This window comes from Streptomyces profundus (assembly GCF_020740535.1).
Lineage (GTDB): Bacteria > Actinomycetota > Actinomycetes > Streptomycetales > Streptomycetaceae > Streptomyces > Streptomyces profundus.
Genome location: NZ_CP082362.1, coordinates 5,103,769 through 5,118,823, shown reverse-complemented (window position 1 = coordinate 5,118,823; position 15,055 = coordinate 5,103,769). Strand labels below are relative to the sequence as shown.

The 15,055-nt window shown below is 67.4% G+C and carries 15 protein-coding genes; 7 read left to right on the top strand and 8 right to left on the bottom strand.

Annotation, left to right across the window (positions count from 1 at the left end):
• The first annotated feature begins 5 nt into the window (after positions 1-5).
• The 4 genes from K4G22_RS22595 to K4G22_RS22580 are packed head-to-tail and all read left to right on the top strand — an operon-like array spanning position 6 to position 3,507.
• Complete coding sequence (locus tag K4G22_RS22595) at positions 6-1,847, top strand: hypothetical protein (RefSeq protein WP_228082167.1); 1,842 nt, start codon at positions 6-8, stop codon at positions 1,845-1,847.
• Between the two features lie 27 nt (positions 1,848-1,874).
• Positions 1,875-2,357, top strand: coding sequence for a ricin-type beta-trefoil lectin domain protein (locus K4G22_RS22590; protein ID WP_228082166.1), 483 nt, complete (start codon positions 1,875-1,877; stop codon positions 2,355-2,357).
• A gap of 23 nt (positions 2,358-2,380) precedes the next feature.
• A complete protein-coding gene (locus K4G22_RS22585; RefSeq protein WP_228082165.1) occupies positions 2,381-3,112 on the top strand; it encodes a hypothetical protein in 732 nt (243 codons plus the stop codon).
• A gap of 53 nt (positions 3,113-3,165) precedes the next feature.
• A complete protein-coding gene (locus K4G22_RS22580) occupies positions 3,166-3,507 on the top strand; it encodes a hypothetical protein (RefSeq protein ID WP_228082164.1) in 342 nt (113 codons plus the stop codon).
• 64 nt (positions 3,508-3,571) lie between these two features.
• Here the strand turns inward: K4G22_RS22580 and K4G22_RS22575 are convergent, their stop codons facing one another.
• Entirely contained in the window at positions 3,572-4,786 is a 1,215-nt protein-coding gene (locus K4G22_RS22575) for a hypothetical protein (RefSeq protein WP_228082163.1), read from the bottom strand.
• A 346-nt stretch (positions 4,787-5,132) separates the two neighbouring features.
• Here K4G22_RS22575 and K4G22_RS22570 point away from each other — a divergent pair, with 346 nt between their 5' ends.
• Positions 5,133-6,917, top strand: coding sequence for an ABC transporter ATP-binding protein (locus K4G22_RS22570; RefSeq protein WP_228082162.1), 1,785 nt, complete (start codon positions 5,133-5,135; stop codon positions 6,915-6,917).
• A gap of 40 nt (positions 6,918-6,957) precedes the next feature.
• On the opposite strand, the gene K4G22_RS22565 is transcribed toward K4G22_RS22570, so the two are convergent.
• The 3 genes from K4G22_RS22565 to K4G22_RS22555 are packed head-to-tail and all read right to left on the bottom strand — an operon-like array spanning position 6,958 to position 8,598.
• Positions 6,958-7,818, bottom strand: a complete 861-nt coding sequence (locus tag K4G22_RS22565) for a methionyl-tRNA formyltransferase (protein ID WP_228082161.1) — start codon at positions 7,816-7,818, stop codon at positions 6,958-6,960.
• Positions 7,819-7,868: 50 nt separating this feature from the next.
• Positions 7,869-8,396, bottom strand: a complete 528-nt coding sequence (locus K4G22_RS22560) for a DUF6879 family protein (protein ID WP_228082160.1) — start codon at positions 8,394-8,396, stop codon at positions 7,869-7,871.
• Entirely contained in the window at positions 8,383-8,598 is a 216-nt protein-coding gene (locus K4G22_RS22555; RefSeq protein ID WP_228082159.1) for a hypothetical protein, read from the bottom strand. Before K4G22_RS22555 ends, K4G22_RS22560 begins: the two co-directional genes overlap by 14 nt.
• A gap of 249 nt (positions 8,599-8,847) precedes the next feature.
• On the opposite strand from K4G22_RS22555, the gene K4G22_RS22550 reads away from it, so the two are divergent.
• Positions 8,848-11,130, top strand: a complete 2,283-nt coding sequence (locus K4G22_RS22550) for an ATP-binding protein (protein ID WP_322785127.1) — start codon at positions 8,848-8,850, stop codon at positions 11,128-11,130.
• 57 nt (positions 11,131-11,187) lie between these two features.
• Here the strand turns inward: K4G22_RS22550 and K4G22_RS22545 are convergent, their stop codons facing one another.
• From K4G22_RS22545 to K4G22_RS22530, 4 genes are read right to left on the bottom strand one after another with little or no spacing between them, the layout of a single operon-like run.
• Positions 11,188-11,481 carry a hypothetical protein gene (locus tag K4G22_RS22545; RefSeq protein WP_228082158.1) on the bottom strand — a complete coding sequence of 98 codons (294 nt, stop codon included), beginning with the start codon at positions 11,479-11,481 and terminating at the stop codon, positions 11,188-11,190.
• A 25-nt stretch (positions 11,482-11,506) separates the two neighbouring features.
• Positions 11,507-12,139, bottom strand: coding sequence for a hypothetical protein (locus tag K4G22_RS22540; RefSeq protein WP_228082157.1), 633 nt, complete (start codon positions 12,137-12,139; stop codon positions 11,507-11,509).
• The gene (locus K4G22_RS22535) at positions 12,139-12,714 is read right to left on the bottom strand and encodes a hypothetical protein (RefSeq protein WP_228082156.1); all 576 of its coding nucleotides are present in this window, start codon (positions 12,712-12,714) and stop codon (positions 12,139-12,141) included. The genes K4G22_RS22540 and K4G22_RS22535 overlap by 1 nt, the downstream gene beginning before the upstream one ends.
• A complete protein-coding gene (locus K4G22_RS22530) occupies positions 12,711-14,024 on the bottom strand; it encodes a WXG100 family type VII secretion target (RefSeq protein WP_342399148.1) in 1,314 nt (437 codons plus the stop codon). Before K4G22_RS22530 ends, K4G22_RS22535 begins: the two co-directional genes overlap by 4 nt.
• Positions 14,025-14,629: 605 nt before the next feature.
• Between K4G22_RS22530 and K4G22_RS22525 the strand changes: the two genes are divergently transcribed.
• Entirely contained in the window at positions 14,630-15,052 is a 423-nt protein-coding gene (locus K4G22_RS22525; protein WP_228082154.1) for a DUF5980 family protein, read from the top strand.
• The last annotated feature ends 3 nt before the right edge of the window (positions 15,053-15,055 follow it).

Below are 15,055 nucleotides of genomic sequence, written 5' to 3'. Positions count from 1 at the left end.
TGCCCGTGATGCTCGGCCCCACCGAGGTGGCGGGATCTCGTTCCTGGCACCTCGGTGGGTACCACCTCGTCTTCTATCCGGATCTCGCCAACGCCTTCCGCAGCGCCTCCCAGCCCTCGCTCTTTCACTGGCTGCCGGACCGCCTGCATCTCGCCCGGGAAACCGACCGGTATTCCTTTGAGTTCACCCGCTACCACCGGGAACCCACGCCCGAGGACAGCGTCTGCGGAGCGGTTCGCTTCACCCTGGGCACGGTGATCCCGGAGGACATCCTCAACGAGACGACGCGGAACTTCCTCGCCTCCTGCCCCAAGAACGACCCGTACTGGGGATGGATCTCCCACACCCCGGCCAACTTCCTTCCGCTGACCTATCAGTACACCCACACCACGCTCTCCAATATCGCGGCGAGGAGCGAGCGGGTGGCTCGCCTGGTCGGCGTCGACCCCTGGTACTGCGAGAAACAGGGCGACGAGGCCGGGCCGATGAGCGCGACGGATTCCCGCGCCTACACCACGCTGCTGGGCACCTACTACACCCAGCTCTTCCAGCGCGCCGTGGTGGAGGGCGACGACTCCCTGATGGTGAACCGCACCGTGGGCCTGGAGTTCGGCGCCCCCATCACCCGGCTCGTCTTCGGGGGCGCCCGCGGCGCCGTCGGCGAGGCGTTGCTCGCCGAGGCGGCGTCGCTCGGCCGGGGCGACGGACGCGACATCACCTGGGACGGTGTGCGGAACGCGGGCCGCAAGCTGCTCGCCGAGGGCGCGCTGAGCGTGGAGTGCGAGCTGGACGAGCGGGTCCCCGACGGCGAGACATACCGGCAACGGCTGCTGGAGGAGACCGGCTTCCTCGACGGCGTCTTCCTCGATCTGGCCCGCGAGTCCGTCCTGATGGCGCCGGCCTCCCGCCCGACCGCCCTGTCCGAGGACGAGGACGGGCCGCCCAACCCCTGGGGCGCGAGCTGGCGGGTGGCCGAGGAGACGGGGGACGGCGCGCGAGCGAGCCTGAAGGTGGTCCTGGTCGGGGTGAACCGCTATCTCCGACCGGTCAGTGTGCCGACCAGCTTCGCCAACGAGTTCACGGAGATCCGCCGGGAGCCCGCCCGCTATTTCCTCGACCGGTATCCGGAGAGCGAGAACCAGGACCTGTCGCGGGTGTTCCGCCCCGTCCTGGCGCACGACAACCCCGTGGTCTCCGCGCTCACGGTCAGCTGCGGCTATCCCGACGCCTCGGGTGAACTCGTCTACCAGGCGCATGTCTTCCCCAAGGCCGAACAGCCGGGGGAAGAGCCCCAGCTCTGGAACTACCGCACCACGATGCGTTCCGCCCAGGAGGTTCCGCATCCCCCTCCAGGGTGGACACCGGACAGGACCTTTGTCCGTCGCGCCGTGCTGCTCAGCACCGACAACGTGAACACGGAGCTGGTCATCGCCCAGGTCGACAGCGCTCAGCTGGATATCGACCCGGACCCGGGCGGATCCCTCCTCAACGACATCGCGATCGATGTCTCCCCCAGAATGCTGCCCTATCTCGACGTCTATCCCCTGGTCCTCCAACCCGGACTGCGCACCGGCGAGAAACTGACGGCGGATTTCGAGGCGTTGAGCGCTGACGGAATCCCGCTGGAGAACTACCGGGCCTCGTTCTCCTGGAGCGACAAGGAGGACAACAGACCACGCCGGTGGCTGATCTACTCCAGCGCCAGGGATTTCGCGGCCCGCTACCGATACCGGGTCACGCTCCAAGGGTTGGAGAACGACGGGACGCCCGGCCCCTGGATCAACGCCTGTGGGAGTTGGTCCCTGCACATTCGAATTCCGCGCGGCACGGCTGAGGCCGTCGCCTGAACACGAGAAACACGAGGTCTTTCAGATATGCGGTTCACGCACTATGGCGCGGCCCTGGGCGCCGCGCTGGCTCTTCTTCTGGGCACCACCACCACCGCCGCCGCGCTGGGGGCGGCCGACACCGCGCCAGCCCCACGCGCGAGCTACTTCGGCCAGTTGGAGAACCCGTACTCCGGCGAATGCCTCGCCGCGGACGAGGACACCGGCGAGGTGTTCACCGAGGCGTGCGACCCGGACGACGAGGAGCAGGTCTGGCACTACGACACCCACGACCGCCAGCTCGTCAACTTCGCCTCGGTGGAGTGCCTGACCGCCGGCGAGCCGGGCTGGTGGGTCACCACCCAGTGGTGCGGCTTCACCGCCGACCAGCGGTGGAACTACGAGGCGACCTCCGGACGCTTTGTGAGCCAGTCCAACAACCACTGCCTGTCCCGGCAGTGGTTCGGCCCCCGCGTGCTGACCTACGAGTGTGGCGACAGCGCCCAGAGCTGGCACTTCATCCCCCGCTGACCGAAGGAGAGAAACAGAGCGACATGGCCAAGGAATACAACCTCAAGCTGGCACGGGTCAGCGCGCCCTATGCCTCGCTGCCCAACGGAACCATCGAGGGGGTGAGCGTGCCGCTGGTGCGGCACCACGTCATTCCCTGCCAACGACTGGTGAACTTCTGGAACCAACTGATCCTCAACGGCACCCACTTCGCGCTGGTCAAGGACTTCGCCGCGAAGATCAAGGCCAACTTCAAGAACTACGGCACAAACATCGACAGTCGCGACCACGAGAACCTGGAGAACCTGCTCACCGATCTGCACAACTGCCGCCACAAGGAAAGCGCGACGACCCGGCCGGGGGAAGACGGCGCCTGGGACACCTTTGTCCAGCTCTACTGCTGGCTCCCAGGCAATCTCTTCGGCGGGCCGAAGGAGGAGCACCGCTCCGACGACCCGAAGGAGAACTTCGAACTCACCAGCGCGCCCATCATCGGACAGCCGGCGTTCGACAACCTGAGGAACCTCGACGCCGCCATGAGCGGGTACATCAACACGCCGGCCAACTCACCGAAGGACGTGCTCACTTCCTTCAAGGACAACATCGCCGCCAAGACGGCGATCGTCGCGTTCCAGGCGGACCGGTGGGAGAAGAAGGTCATCGACGGCAAGAACAAGTTCGCCATCAGACCGCCCACCCGGCTGATCGAGCCCCAGCCGCCATGCGAGCGAAAGATTCGTATCCGAGGGTACGTCGATCTGGAGATCGACTTCTGACTTCCCAGGCGAAATATCGCCCGGGTCCATCAAGAGAGGACACCGAAGAGAGCATGACCAAACGAAAGAGAGTGCTCGCCGGCCTGGCGACCGCCGCACTGGCCACCGCCGCCATCGTCTCGGCGGCCCCCGCGGCCATGGCCGCCGGCTATTCGTCGGTGTGCACCACCGGGCTGTGGAACGCGGACGGCGAGCCCGGCTACTTCTATGTCGCCTGCGACTCGGCGACCGGCACGGACCGCGCCCGGACCACCGTGTGGTGTCAGACGGCCGACGGCTATGTATATGACGTCAGTTCGCCCTGGACGCGGCTCCAGGCCGATCAGACGACCTATCTCGACGTCGGCTGCTACGACCAGGACGTCGCCATCGGCGGAAGCCTGGAAATCGGCTGACGCCCTCGCACCACCTGGGCAGCGGACGCCCGCCGACACGCGTGCCGTGTCGGCGGGCGGTCCGTTATCCGCGAGCCTTTCGGAAGCGGTTGCGGAGGATACGCGACAGCAGGTCGACCAACGCCCGCAGCAACGCGGCCCACTTCGACTCGGTCTTCTTCAGCTCCTTCTTCCCCCCGGTCTCGAAGTACGCCTTGAGGAGTTCCTGGGGGAAGGTGTCGTCATAGGTCGCCACCCCCTGCGCGATACCCCGGTACTTCCCCTGGGCCAACACCAACGAGCAGACCTGCGGCGCGTAGCGCAGCCCGCCCTTCTGGTACAGGGTGTTCTCCACGGTGGCGGACCAGAGGTTGTAGTGCGCCCCGGTGACCACCTTGTCCTGAGAGGACTCGACGGTGACGTTCAGTTTGTTGTCGACCGCGTGAATGATGTCGGTGACGGCTCGACCGCACAGCTCCGTCACGGCCTCGTCCGCCCCGTCCCCGTAACTCGCGCTGCCCTGAAGCCCTTTTCCGGCGAAGGAGTGGCAGTGCGTGAGTTCGTGCGCGAGGAGGTGGCGGTAGGCGGCCGCCTTGTTCTTCGCGTCGATGACCAGCTCGCCATCCGTACCGTCGGCGATGCCCTTGCGGACGATGACTCGACCCGCGCGGCTGAACGCGGGATTGGAACTGTAGACGTCCTGGACGTCCTGGTCCGTCGCCTCCAGATAGGTGGTGACATCTGATTTCAGTTCGGCCAGGGTGGCCGTGTCACCGTCCTGGCACTTCTTCAGAAAGCTGGCAGCCGTCACCTTCTCGTAGATCGCGGGGGCCTTGCTCTTGTCCTTGAAGTTCTCCGAGTCCGTGAGGGCCTGGATCCGCGCGATCTCCGGCTTCTCAAGCCGGAACGCCCGATCCTCCCACTGGGGCAGCACCGAGACGGAGACTCCGCGTTTGCGCAGCGCGGCGAAGAGGGCGGTGAACGAGCTCCGCAGGCGATCCAGATCGGTGCTGCCGCCGCTCTGGTAGGCGCTGACCGCCTCCGCGACGATCTCCCAGTACCAGCTCGGTCGCGCCCTGCGGCGCCAGAGTTCGGCCCCACTCGGCTTGAGGATGAGATTCTGATCGTCGAACTTGCGGCGAGCCGGCGCGCCATCCGTCACATAGACGGGAACCTTGTTCGAAGCGGAGTCGTCCTCCTGACTCTTGATCTTCGCCGTTTTTCTGGACTTGAGATCCAGCAGAGTCTCGCCCACCTCCCGGCCGCGTCCGGGGATGGGCATGTCGCCAATACTGATCACCAAAGGGCACCTCCGAATCCAGTCGCACCGCATTCATTCAGCAGGGAAAGAGGGCGCATATCAGAGGCCCTCGAATTCCCCTGAAGCAGAGAACGCGACCATGATGCATAGGCTTTATCCCGGGCGCAATTGAAGAAGCGTTTCCTCCATCCGTACGAGGCGGAACCGACTTTCCCCGAGGCGCCCTGGACACACACCGCGAACGCACGTCGGAACACCCCACGGCCGCCGGCGCGTTCGGGTCGCCGAACGGTGACCGACGGATGGTGGTGGGCGCGGGTGGGAGGGGAGGCGCGGGGGTAGGGTCGGGGGTGGCCGAAAGCGCTTTCTATCTGGAGAATCCACCGTGGCCTCGCCGGTAGCCCCGCTCGAACACCGTTACCGGGGCGAACACCCGGTCCGTACCCTGCTCTGGCTCCTTCGCCCCGACCGCTGGAGGATCGCCCTCGCCTCGGCGGTCTTCACCATCAAGCACAGCCCGCTCTGGCTGCTGCCGCTCACCACCGCCGCCATCGTCGACACCGTCGTCGACCACCGCCCGATCAGCAACCTCTGGTCCAGCGCGGGTCTGGTGCTGGCGATCCTGCTCGTCAACTTCCCCCTGCATCTGCTGTGGGTGCGCCTGATGTTCGGCAGCGTGCGGCGGATGGGCACCACCCTGCGCTCCGCGCTCTGCACCCGGATGCAGCAACTGTCCATCGGCTACCACAACCGGGTCAGCGCCGGCGTCCTCCAGGCGAAGGTCGTGCGCGATGTCGAGACCATCGAGCAGATGGTGCAGCAGACCTCCGAATCCGGCCTGGGCGCGACCACCGTGCTGATCGGCGGCCTGGTCATCATCGGCCTACGGGCCCCCGAGTTCCTGCCGATCTTCCTGATCGTGGTGCCGTGCGCCGCCCTGCTGGTGATGCGGATGCGGCTGCGCCTGCGCACCCGAAACGAACACTTCCGGCGCGATGTCGAGCAACTCTCCTCCCGCGTCTCCGAGATGACCCGGCTGATCCCCGTCACCCGGGCGCACGGCCTGGAGGACAACGCGCTGCGGCGGATGAACGGCACCCTCCGCCGGGTGCTGGATTCCGCGATGCGCCTCGACCTGCTCAACGGCCGGGTCGCATCCGCCTCCTGGGTGCTCCTCAACACCCTCGGCCTGACCTTCCTCACCGGCGCCGCGCTGGTCGCCTACTACGAGGTGTGGGATGTCAGCGCCGGTGACGTCGTGATGCTCAGCGCGTTCCTCACCACGCTCACCAACTCGACCACCACGCTGCTCGCCCTGATCCCGGTGATCACCAAGGGACTTGAGTCGGTGCGCTCCGTGGGCGAGGTGCTCCAGGAGCCCGAGCTGGAGGCGAACGAGGGCAAGGCCGAGGTCTCCGACGTGCGGGGCGCGTTCACCTTCGACGCGGTCTCCTTCGGCTACGAGGGGGTCGGCCACGACGAGGAGGACGAGCGGCCGGCCGTGCGCCGGATGAGCCTGACCGTCTCCCCCGGCGAGACGATCGCCCTGGTCGGCGCGTCGGGCGCGGGCAAGTCGACCGTCCTCAACCTGCTGATCGGCTTCGTCCGGCCGACCCGGGGACGACTGCTGCTCGACGGCGTCGACATGGGCGGCCTCGACCTGCGGACCTACCGTCGGTTCGTCTCCGTCGTCCCCCAGGAGTCGATCCTCTTCGAGGGCACCGTCCGGGAGAACGTCGCCTACGGCATGGACGACCCGGACGAGACGACCGTGCGGGACGCGCTCGCGGCGGCCAACGCCCTGGAGTTCGTCGACCGGTTGCCCGGTGGCCTCGACGCGGTGGTCGGCGAACACGGCGCGCGGCTCTCCGGCGGCCAGCGCCAACGCCTTGCCATCGCACGGGCGTTGATCCGCGACCCCAGGGTGCTGATCCTCGACGAGGCGACCTCGGCCCTGGACACCCGCTCCGAGGCACTCGTCCAGCAGGCCCTCGCCCGCCTGGTACGCGGCCGGACCACGTTCGTGGTGGCCCACCGGCTGTCGACGATCAGAGGAGCCGACCGGATCGTGGTGATGGACCACGGCCAGATCGTGGAGACCGGCACCCACGACGAACTCCTCGCCCACGACGGCGCCTACGCGGCCCTCCAATCCAGCCAACTCAACTGACCAGGCCCGCCCGTCCCCACACGGGGGACGGGCGGGGCCGTCATTCGGGCGCGGGGGCCGGTTCGGACTCCACGATCCACAGGGGACTCCCATCGCCGCAGCGAACCAGCACCCCTTCCGACGGGGACAGACTGGTGCGCACGACCCGTCGCCAGCCGCCGTCAAGCATGGCGACAGGATGGTGGGACGACCGCATGTAACGGTGTGTCCTCACCTGGTGGTGAATGGCGCGCGCGCTGTGTGACCAGTCGACGACTGCGAACTCCGGCTCCATGAACCCCGCGTAGCTGCCCTCGGCGTCATCCTGGGGCCGGCCTGGGTCACCGGCGACGGCCAGATCGAGGGACTCGCCCAGCAATCGGCGAACCACCGGCAGGGCGGACACACAGTAGTTCTGCCAGGTGATGTCGTCCGCGAGCAGGATACCGCCCTGCTGCGCCAGGATATTCCCCGTGTCGAATTCCTCGTCCATCCAGTGCACCGTCACCCCGCCGGTGGCGTCGCCATTGCGAATGGCCCACAGCAGAGGGGCCGGGCCCCGATATCGAGGAAGCATCGCGACATGAATGTTCAGCACGCCGAGGCGGGGAATCTCCAGAACGGAAGGCGGCAACTTCCAGGCGAAGCCAAAGACGACGAGAAGATCGACCCGATGGCTGCGCAGCGACCGCGCCAGACCGTCCATGGTGCCCGGAAGCAGAAGATCCATCCCCTGCGGCAAGGCATCGAGAATCGCCGTGGTCGTCGCTCCGGCGTCGTCGAGATTCGGGCCGCCGGAGCGCAGGGAACGCCCATAGAGATAGACGACCGGAAGGTGCCCCTTGTCCACACATGCGGCGTGAATGGTGGCGAACTCATCCGGCCCCGAAGAGATCACGCCGATCCGCAACTGCTCAGACATATTCTCCTTCTCCACCAACACAGAGGAGACCATCCGCCTCGGGCGTCATGTCAGACGAGCCGGAATTCCTGGTGCGGAACTCCCAACCGCCAGACGGATTCGAACGCTTCGGCACAGTGCTTGGCCACCACGGGGTCCGTGGTCAGCTCGTTGCCGACCCATCCTCCATCTCCGGTGAAGTGGTTGAACAGCACTGTCGTGCCGTCGAAGATCCAACAGTCGTTGCCAGGCAGCACCAGACCCGACGCACGGGTCCGTGGCAGCCACCGAACATCCTCGCCCGCGTCGATGTTCTGCGGCGTCCCCTCATGCTCGAACCTGATGTATTCGGAAACCGGTTCGGACACCACGCGCGCCCTCCGCAGCCGCACACCACGCGCCGCGGTGGACCGCATCAAGGCAAGCCAGCCCGCCTTGCTTTCCGCGTCCTCCTCCGGACCCCACTGGCCGGCCCGCCACTTCGCGATATCGGCCAGCTCCTCTTGAACGGCGTAGTTGTCCCGCATCTCCAAATGGCTGGCCGACTCACGGCAGGACTCGAACAGCCGGGCCCAACCCACCGCGTCAAGGTTGAACATTCGCTCCATCCTTCGGTAAATAGTCGAATAACGACCGGGGCACACGTACTACGGTCTCGCCGGCCGGAATGTTCATCTGCTCAAGATCCGACGAATCCTCCACCACATACCCCTGCACAATGAAGTCCCCGCTCACCTCGTCCCGGTACAACCTTGGCGAGCCCCCCTGCCCAGTGGCACCACCAACGAATTCGATCTTCATGACTACCCCCTCGGCTTCGACAGCGGCTACCGTACCCCTCATGCAAATGGCACGTCCACCAGCGCCAGACAGCCTTGCACCACGTGCTCCATTCGCCACCCTGAACAAGGCAGAAAGGGACATTGCCTAAGACTATGAAACGATGCTAGCTCCCGTCCGCACCGGCCTTTCGGACCGGCCAATTCCGCTTCCGATCGCGACGGGGCACCGCACTTGGTTGTCAACTCCTGCCACCACTCGGGGGAACACATGTCCGAGAACACATCGCCCGCGGGCGACCGTCCCGCGCTCCCACGCTCTCAGGGGAGCCACTCCGAGATTTCGAACGCCTCGGGCAATATGGTCCAGGCCGGGCAGGTCAGCGGCGGTGTGCACTTTCATGCCACCTCGCCCGCCGAGGTTCCTCGTCCCGCCCAACTCCCGAGGGACGCCCGTGGCTTCGTCAATCGCGAGCGAGAGTTGGCCGTCCTGGACGCCGCGTTGACCGGTGATCCGGCCGCCGACAGCATCGAAGCGGCGACTCCGTTGCGGGTGCTGGCGATCGTGGGCACGGCGGGGGTGGGGAAGACATCCCTGGCCGTGCGCTGGGCCCACCATGCCCAAGAGAGGTTTCCGGACGGACAGTTATACGTCAATCTTCGGGGCTATGACCCGGGCCCGCCGATCACGGCCAACGATGTCCTCGGGCGCTTTCTGCGAGCCCTCGGCATTCCCCTGGAACGGGTCCCCACTACGGAGGAGTCGCGTTCGGACCTTTTTCGAACCCTGATCGCCGGCCGGCGGATGCTGCTCCTGCTGGACAACGCGGCTACCGTAGGCCAAATTCGCCCGCTGCTCCCCGGCGCACCTCAGTGCCTGGTAATGATTACTAGCCGCACCCGAATGTCGAGTCTGGTGGCACGTGAAGGAGCACATCGCGTGAGTGTCGAGACGCTGTCGTCAGCCGAGGCCGTCCAGCTACTGCGTGCGGTCCTCGCCGGATACCGCAGTGGCGACGATGAGGCGGAGTTGGCCGAGTTGGCGCGGTTGTGTGCGCGGTTGCCGCTCGCCCTGCGCATCGTGGCCGAGCGAGCGGCTGCCCGTCCCCGGATGCCGTTGCGGGATCTGATCAGGGATCTTCGTGACGAGAGCGGCCTCTGGGACGCACTGACGGTGGACGATGGGCAGAGCGCGGAGGAGGCCGACGCGGTCCGCACCGTGTTCGGCTGGTCGTATCGGGCACTCAACCCCGCGTCCGCACACCTCTTCCGGCTGTTGGGGCTGCATCCCGGCCCCGACTTCGGCGTCGGTGCGGCAGCGGCCCTCGCCGGGCTCCCCCCGTCCCGGGCCCGGCTGCAACTCGACACCCTGGCGGGCGCACATCTGCTGGACGAGTGCGGCCACGACCGCTACCAGTTCCACGATCTGTTGCGCGCCTACGCCCTGGACCAGGCGCGAACGGAGCTCGTCCCGGCGGAGTTGGCCGCGGCTCGGCGCCGTGTTCTCGGCTGGTACGCCCACACCGCCGAGGCGGCGGCCCGCGCGGGGGCCGGCGCCTACACCCTCCCCGTGGCCCTGGAGCCCCTGCCCGAAGGAGTCGTCATCCAGGAGTTCGACGGCCCGAGGGCCGCCATCGCCTGGTACGAGACCGAACGGGAGAACCTGATCGCGGCGATCCGGATCGCGCACGGCAGCGGGCAGTTCGCCATCGCCTGGCAGCTCCCCGCCGTCCTCACCATGGTCATCGCCGACCGAGAACCCGCCGGCACCTGGCTCGCCGCCCAGGAGACGGCCCTCGACGCCGCCCGCCAGGCCGGCGACCGCTATGGGGAGGCGATCACCCTCGACAACCTCGGGATCGCCCACCGGCATCTCTTCCAGCTCGCGGACGCGGCGGACCGTTTCCAGGCCGCCCTGGACGCGTTCCGTGCGTTGAACCACCCCGTGGGAGAGACCCGCGCGGCCAACGGCCTCGGCGTGACCCACATGTTGGGACACCGCGTCGATCAGGCCAGGGCCTGCTTCGAACGAGCGTTGACACTGGCCCGCGACACCGGCCACCAGACCTATATCGGCGCCTTCACCCGCAATGTCGGCTGGGCCCTGCTGGAAGGCGGCGATCTCGAACGCGCCGAGACGACGCTGGCCGAGGCCGCCGATCTTCTGAGTCAGGCCGGGGAGCCACTGGAGTTGGCGGAGGCGCTGACCCTGCTGGCCGCCGTCCACCGCGGATCGGCTCGGCTCGCCAGGGCGAACGAGGCGGCCGAGCGGGCGCTGGCTCTCGCCAGTGAGTCCGACGGCACGCTGTTCGAGGCGTTGGCGCTCCTGGAGTTGGGCCGGATCGCGTTGGCCGGCGGCGAAGCGACCGACGCGCTCAGTCACCTCCACCAAGCGGCGACGCTCTTCCAACGTGTCGGCCGAGCCGATCTCCAGGCCGCCGCCTGGGACGCGACCGGGGAGGCGCTGCTCCGCATCGACCGCGCGGCGGAGGCGGCGGGCTTCCACCAAGCGGCCACCGCCGCGCGGCGCCGGCTGCCAGCCGCGGAGAACTAGCTGTTGCGGGGGTCCGTGGTCGCCGGCGATCGGCCGATGCTCGTCGGCGACCACGGCTCAGTTCTCCTGAAAGGCTCGGGACAGCTCCTCGTCGATGTCACGGAAGCCGTTCAGCACCTCGTCGAGGCAGGTCGCCGCCGCGTCGGAGAACTCGGCCAGTTTCCCGATGCCGTACTCCCACTCGTCGCCGAAGTCGTCCATCCGCTGTTCCAGCCGCTCCACGCCCATATCGGAGCCGTTGACATGGGCCATCGACCGGCAGGGGCCCTCCAAGAGGTTGGCGATATTGCGAATGTTGTCGCGATTGGCGCCGAGCAGTTCGTAGTCGAGATAGAGATCGCTGTCACTCATGCGGACTCCTGGAAGTCGGCCGTGCTCACGGGGACGCCGACACGGGCGCGGCGGAAGGACTGGGCTGGGTGGTGAAGGTGAGGCCGCGCAACAACCGCACCAGGACGGGCATGTACCGCTCCCAGTGCTTGACGGCCGGCGTGGCGAAGCTGACCGTCAGCATGTGCCGCTCCCGCGGGGATGGCCCGTCGGGCACCGGCACATACGCCTGCAACTCGGCGAACCGCACATCGGAAGGCTCCAGTTGGGCCACCCGATACACCCGAAGCCCGGTCACCACCGTGGCCGGCTGACCACACGGCAACGGATAGACGTTGCCGCTCCACAGCGGCCCCCGGGAAGCCACCAACGACTGAAGGGTGCCCTCGGCGGCGATCCGCGCGCTGTCCCCATACGGGAACTCCGTGGCCGTGACCGTCAGCGTCGCCAACGACGGCTCGCCCCCCAACGTCCCCACCACCGCGCCCGAGTACAGGGCTCCGACGCGCGCCAGCGCCTGCGAACCTCCGTACACCTCCCGCAGCACGCGCCGCTCCGCCTCCGGGTCCCCGGCCGCCACCTCCCGGGCATGGGCGGACGCATGCGCGTAGCTCTCCTCCGGACTCATCCCGATCGGCAACTGCCGAAAACGCTCCGGCACATCGAACGCGACATACATCAGCCGCCTCCCCCTCCGTCGTCATAACTCCAGAACACCCGCTGCCGATCGAATGCCTCCAGTGTTTGCCGGTACTCCACTTCCTTCCGCGCCCGATGGCCCGGTCCCCAGATCATCGTCGCGCCGGCCCCCAGAGCCGCCAGTAGGCAGAGCACGGCGTACTCCACAGCGTCTGTGGAGAGAAACCAGATGCCGGCCAGCGCGGCCACGGCGGTGAATGCGGCGAGCCTCCGCAAATACCTCTGCACGGGCCATTTCTTATACGTGAAAAGCCCGAGCCGCGCTTCTCCCGCCGCAATCGGCGAGACCTGATCCGTCGGGCGCGGAGCGGCTGTCGCCCACCAAGCACCGTTGATGTCGTAGTGATAACGCGCCCAAGCAGCCCGCCGCCGCGCCAACTCCCCATCGTCACGGACAAAGGTGAAACTGGCGACCCCGGTCGTTCTGAACCGGCAGGAGGTCATCACGTACCCGAACTCATGGGCAATCGCCAGCACCGGACGTACCCGGGTCTGCGTCACCACCTTCACCTCGGAAGACCCATCGAAGTGCGCGATGATCTGTTGGTCCTTCACATCGGGCTCCCATTCGGTTCGGCCGTTTCGGCAGAGCCAGTCACGTCCTCCCTACCCGCGATTCCCGCCCGCTCCCCCGCGCCGACCGCCCCGCCGGGACGCCAGGCGTTCTCGAAGCCGATCAGCAGCGCCCCGCCCGTCACCTCCGAGTTCGGCCACAGACTGGGATCCTGGAGCAGGAGATCGCTGATGCTCGTAGAACTTCCGAACATTCCGTTGAGACTGTCCACGAGGGCGATGTTCCCCAGGCCCTTGGTGATGGGGCTCTCCTTGATGGCGCTGGCCGTGCGGCCGATCGTGCCACCCACCCGCGAGAAGACACCGACCACCGGAATGGCACCCAGCGCGTCCTGCCCAATGGTCCGCCATGACACATCAGCGCCGGCGAGCCTGGCCACCCCGTGACAGATCAACGCGCCCGCCGCGAACCCGACGGACAGTTCGCCCAGACCGGATCCGATCAACCCTGTCGACCCTCCCGTAAACGGCGCGATGCCGTAGGCGACCAGCGCCGCCGCTCCCGCGACCGTGCTCACCACCGCCAGGACATCACCAATGACCGCGATGTGTCGCGCGTTCTCGACGATCCAGTCGCGTAGCCCGCTGGCGATCTCGCCGATCGACTCGACGATGTCATTGGCGGCGTCCACCAGCATGCCGCCCAGCCGGGAGAAGAAGCCAGGCTCGTTCGGAGCCATCGCCATCGCACGAGCGATGCGGTCGGCGATGTCGTCCCCGTACTCGATAAAGCTCTCACGCAGCCGCTCGGCACGCTCGCGTAACGCGGCCAGCTGGTCCTGTAACCGCTGGCGCTCCTGGAGCAGTCGCATCCGCTCCTGCGCTGCGCGCTCCGCCTCCGCCTCGTCGGCCTCGTCGCCCTGGTCGTCCTCGCGGCCGAGAAGTTCGTTCCAACTGGGCGCGGGCGGCAGCGTGTCCAAGGACGTCTGGATCGCCTGCGCCTGCTCCTCCAGGGCGAGCGCCGCACGCTGCTCCCCCGGCACAAACCCGGCCCACTCCTCCAGGGCCTGGGCAGCCGTCAGGAACGACTCGTGCACCTGCTCGACCTTGGGTTTGAAGTCGTCGTCGAACCGCTCCCGAAACGCCTCGGCCGACCGACCACGCCACTGTCCCTGCCCGGTCCCGCGCAGCAGCGCGACGATATCGCCCAGCGCGGTGGTGGTGCTTCTGACCTCGTCGGCCACCTGGTCGATGGCCCCCGGTCTCCCCGGGCAAGGCACAAACCCCAACCCCGGGTACTGCCCGGCCTGTTCCGCGTCCGGCTCCACCGGCACCGACGGAAAGAGGTTCATCCGGCACCCCCCTGGCCCCGGTTCTCGAACAGCACGACATCCGTCATCCGGCCCCCCTCGTGACTTCATCGGCGGCAGCCCGAAACCCGACTCCCGCGCCCCAACGGTGCGCGCGGGCGGCCCGGAAGAGCCATCACGCATGGTGACGCGTACGCACCAGAGAGACAGCGACCAGTATTACCAACACATCGATCGACTCTGCCACTGGGTATGCACTCGATGACAGTCCGCTGACCTCTTCGAAGGAAGCTCCGTGTTCTCGCCGGCGGGGACGAGGAGCTCAGCGGCACTGTCCACGCTCGTCATGAGACATACGTCCCGCTGGCCCGGCGGGTCTGGCCATCGGTACCGCCGCTCGGACCCGTGCCCAGGGGGCGCACCCCCCGAGGCGGCCATGCCCTCCCCCCAGCCTTCGAGCCCGTTCGTGGCGTTTCCCGACCCTGTCGAAACGGCACACCGGGCATCGGACAATGGGGCGATTAATTGTTCAACCACCTCTTGTCTGGTGGGTCTTGTCGGGGCCACACTCGCTTATAGGTCTTCTGGTCGGCGGAGTTGACCGGGGGATTCGTGATGGAATCTCGTGCACCCCTCAGGAGGTATGTATGAAGCTCATCCGTCGCGTGACCGGATTATCTCTCGGGCTGGTTGCCGCATTGTCGCTGACGCTGGTCGGCGCGACGCCGGCGGCTGCGGCGACGTGGACGCTGGAGCACACTCCCGGCCATCCGCAGCGCGTCTGCGTCGCTCCGGAACGGGGCTGGCCCAACACCTATTTCCTCGCCCCGGTGAGCGGGACCTGGGACACCGTCATCACGACCGGGCTCTCGGACCTGCCGCCCGGCTCGTACAGCAACGGCGGCGCGATCAACCCCGGGGAGGGGAGGGACGGGAGCTATATCGGTCTGGTCCATGTGTCGATAGCGCCGGCCCCGGCCGGCGACTATACCGCCACGCTCTGGGCCGACGACGGCACGGAAACCCAGACGGTCCCGGTGATGATCTCCTTCCAGGAGGAATGCTACTGATCC

Excerpts from the sequence above, each read along its gene's own strand:
- K4G22_RS22590 (WP_228082166.1), top strand. The coding sequence starts at position 1,875 with ATGCGGTTCACGCACTATGGCGCGGCCCTGGGCGCCGCGCTGGCTCTT.
- K4G22_RS22585 (WP_228082165.1), top strand. The coding sequence starts at position 2,381 with ATGGCCAAGGAATACAACCTCAAGCTGGCACGGGTCAGCGCGCCCTAT.
- K4G22_RS22580 (WP_228082164.1), top strand. The coding sequence starts at position 3,166 with ATGACCAAACGAAAGAGAGTGCTCGCCGGCCTGGCGACCGCCGCACTG.
- K4G22_RS22565 (WP_228082161.1), bottom strand. The coding sequence starts at position 7,818 with ATGTCTGAGCAGTTGCGGATCGGCGTGATCTCTTCGGGGCCGGATGAG.
- K4G22_RS22560 (WP_228082160.1), bottom strand. The coding sequence starts at position 8,396 with ATGTTCAACCTTGACGCGGTGGGTTGGGCCCGGCTGTTCGAGTCCTGC.
- K4G22_RS22555 (WP_228082159.1), bottom strand. The coding sequence starts at position 8,598 with ATGAAGATCGAATTCGTTGGTGGTGCCACTGGGCAGGGGGGCTCGCCA.
- K4G22_RS22550 (WP_322785127.1), top strand. The coding sequence starts at position 8,848 with ATGTCCGAGAACACATCGCCCGCGGGCGACCGTCCCGCGCTCCCACGC.
- K4G22_RS22545 (WP_228082158.1), bottom strand. The coding sequence starts at position 11,481 with ATGAGTGACAGCGATCTCTATCTCGACTACGAACTGCTCGGCGCCAAT.
- K4G22_RS22540 (WP_228082157.1), bottom strand. The coding sequence starts at position 12,139 with ATGTATGTCGCGTTCGATGTGCCGGAGCGTTTTCGGCAGTTGCCGATC.
- K4G22_RS22530 (WP_342399148.1), bottom strand. The coding sequence starts at position 14,024 with ATGAACCTCTTTCCGTCGGTGCCGGTGGAGCCGGACGCGGAACAGGCC.
- K4G22_RS22525 (WP_228082154.1), top strand. The coding sequence starts at position 14,630 with ATGAAGCTCATCCGTCGCGTGACCGGATTATCTCTCGGGCTGGTTGCC.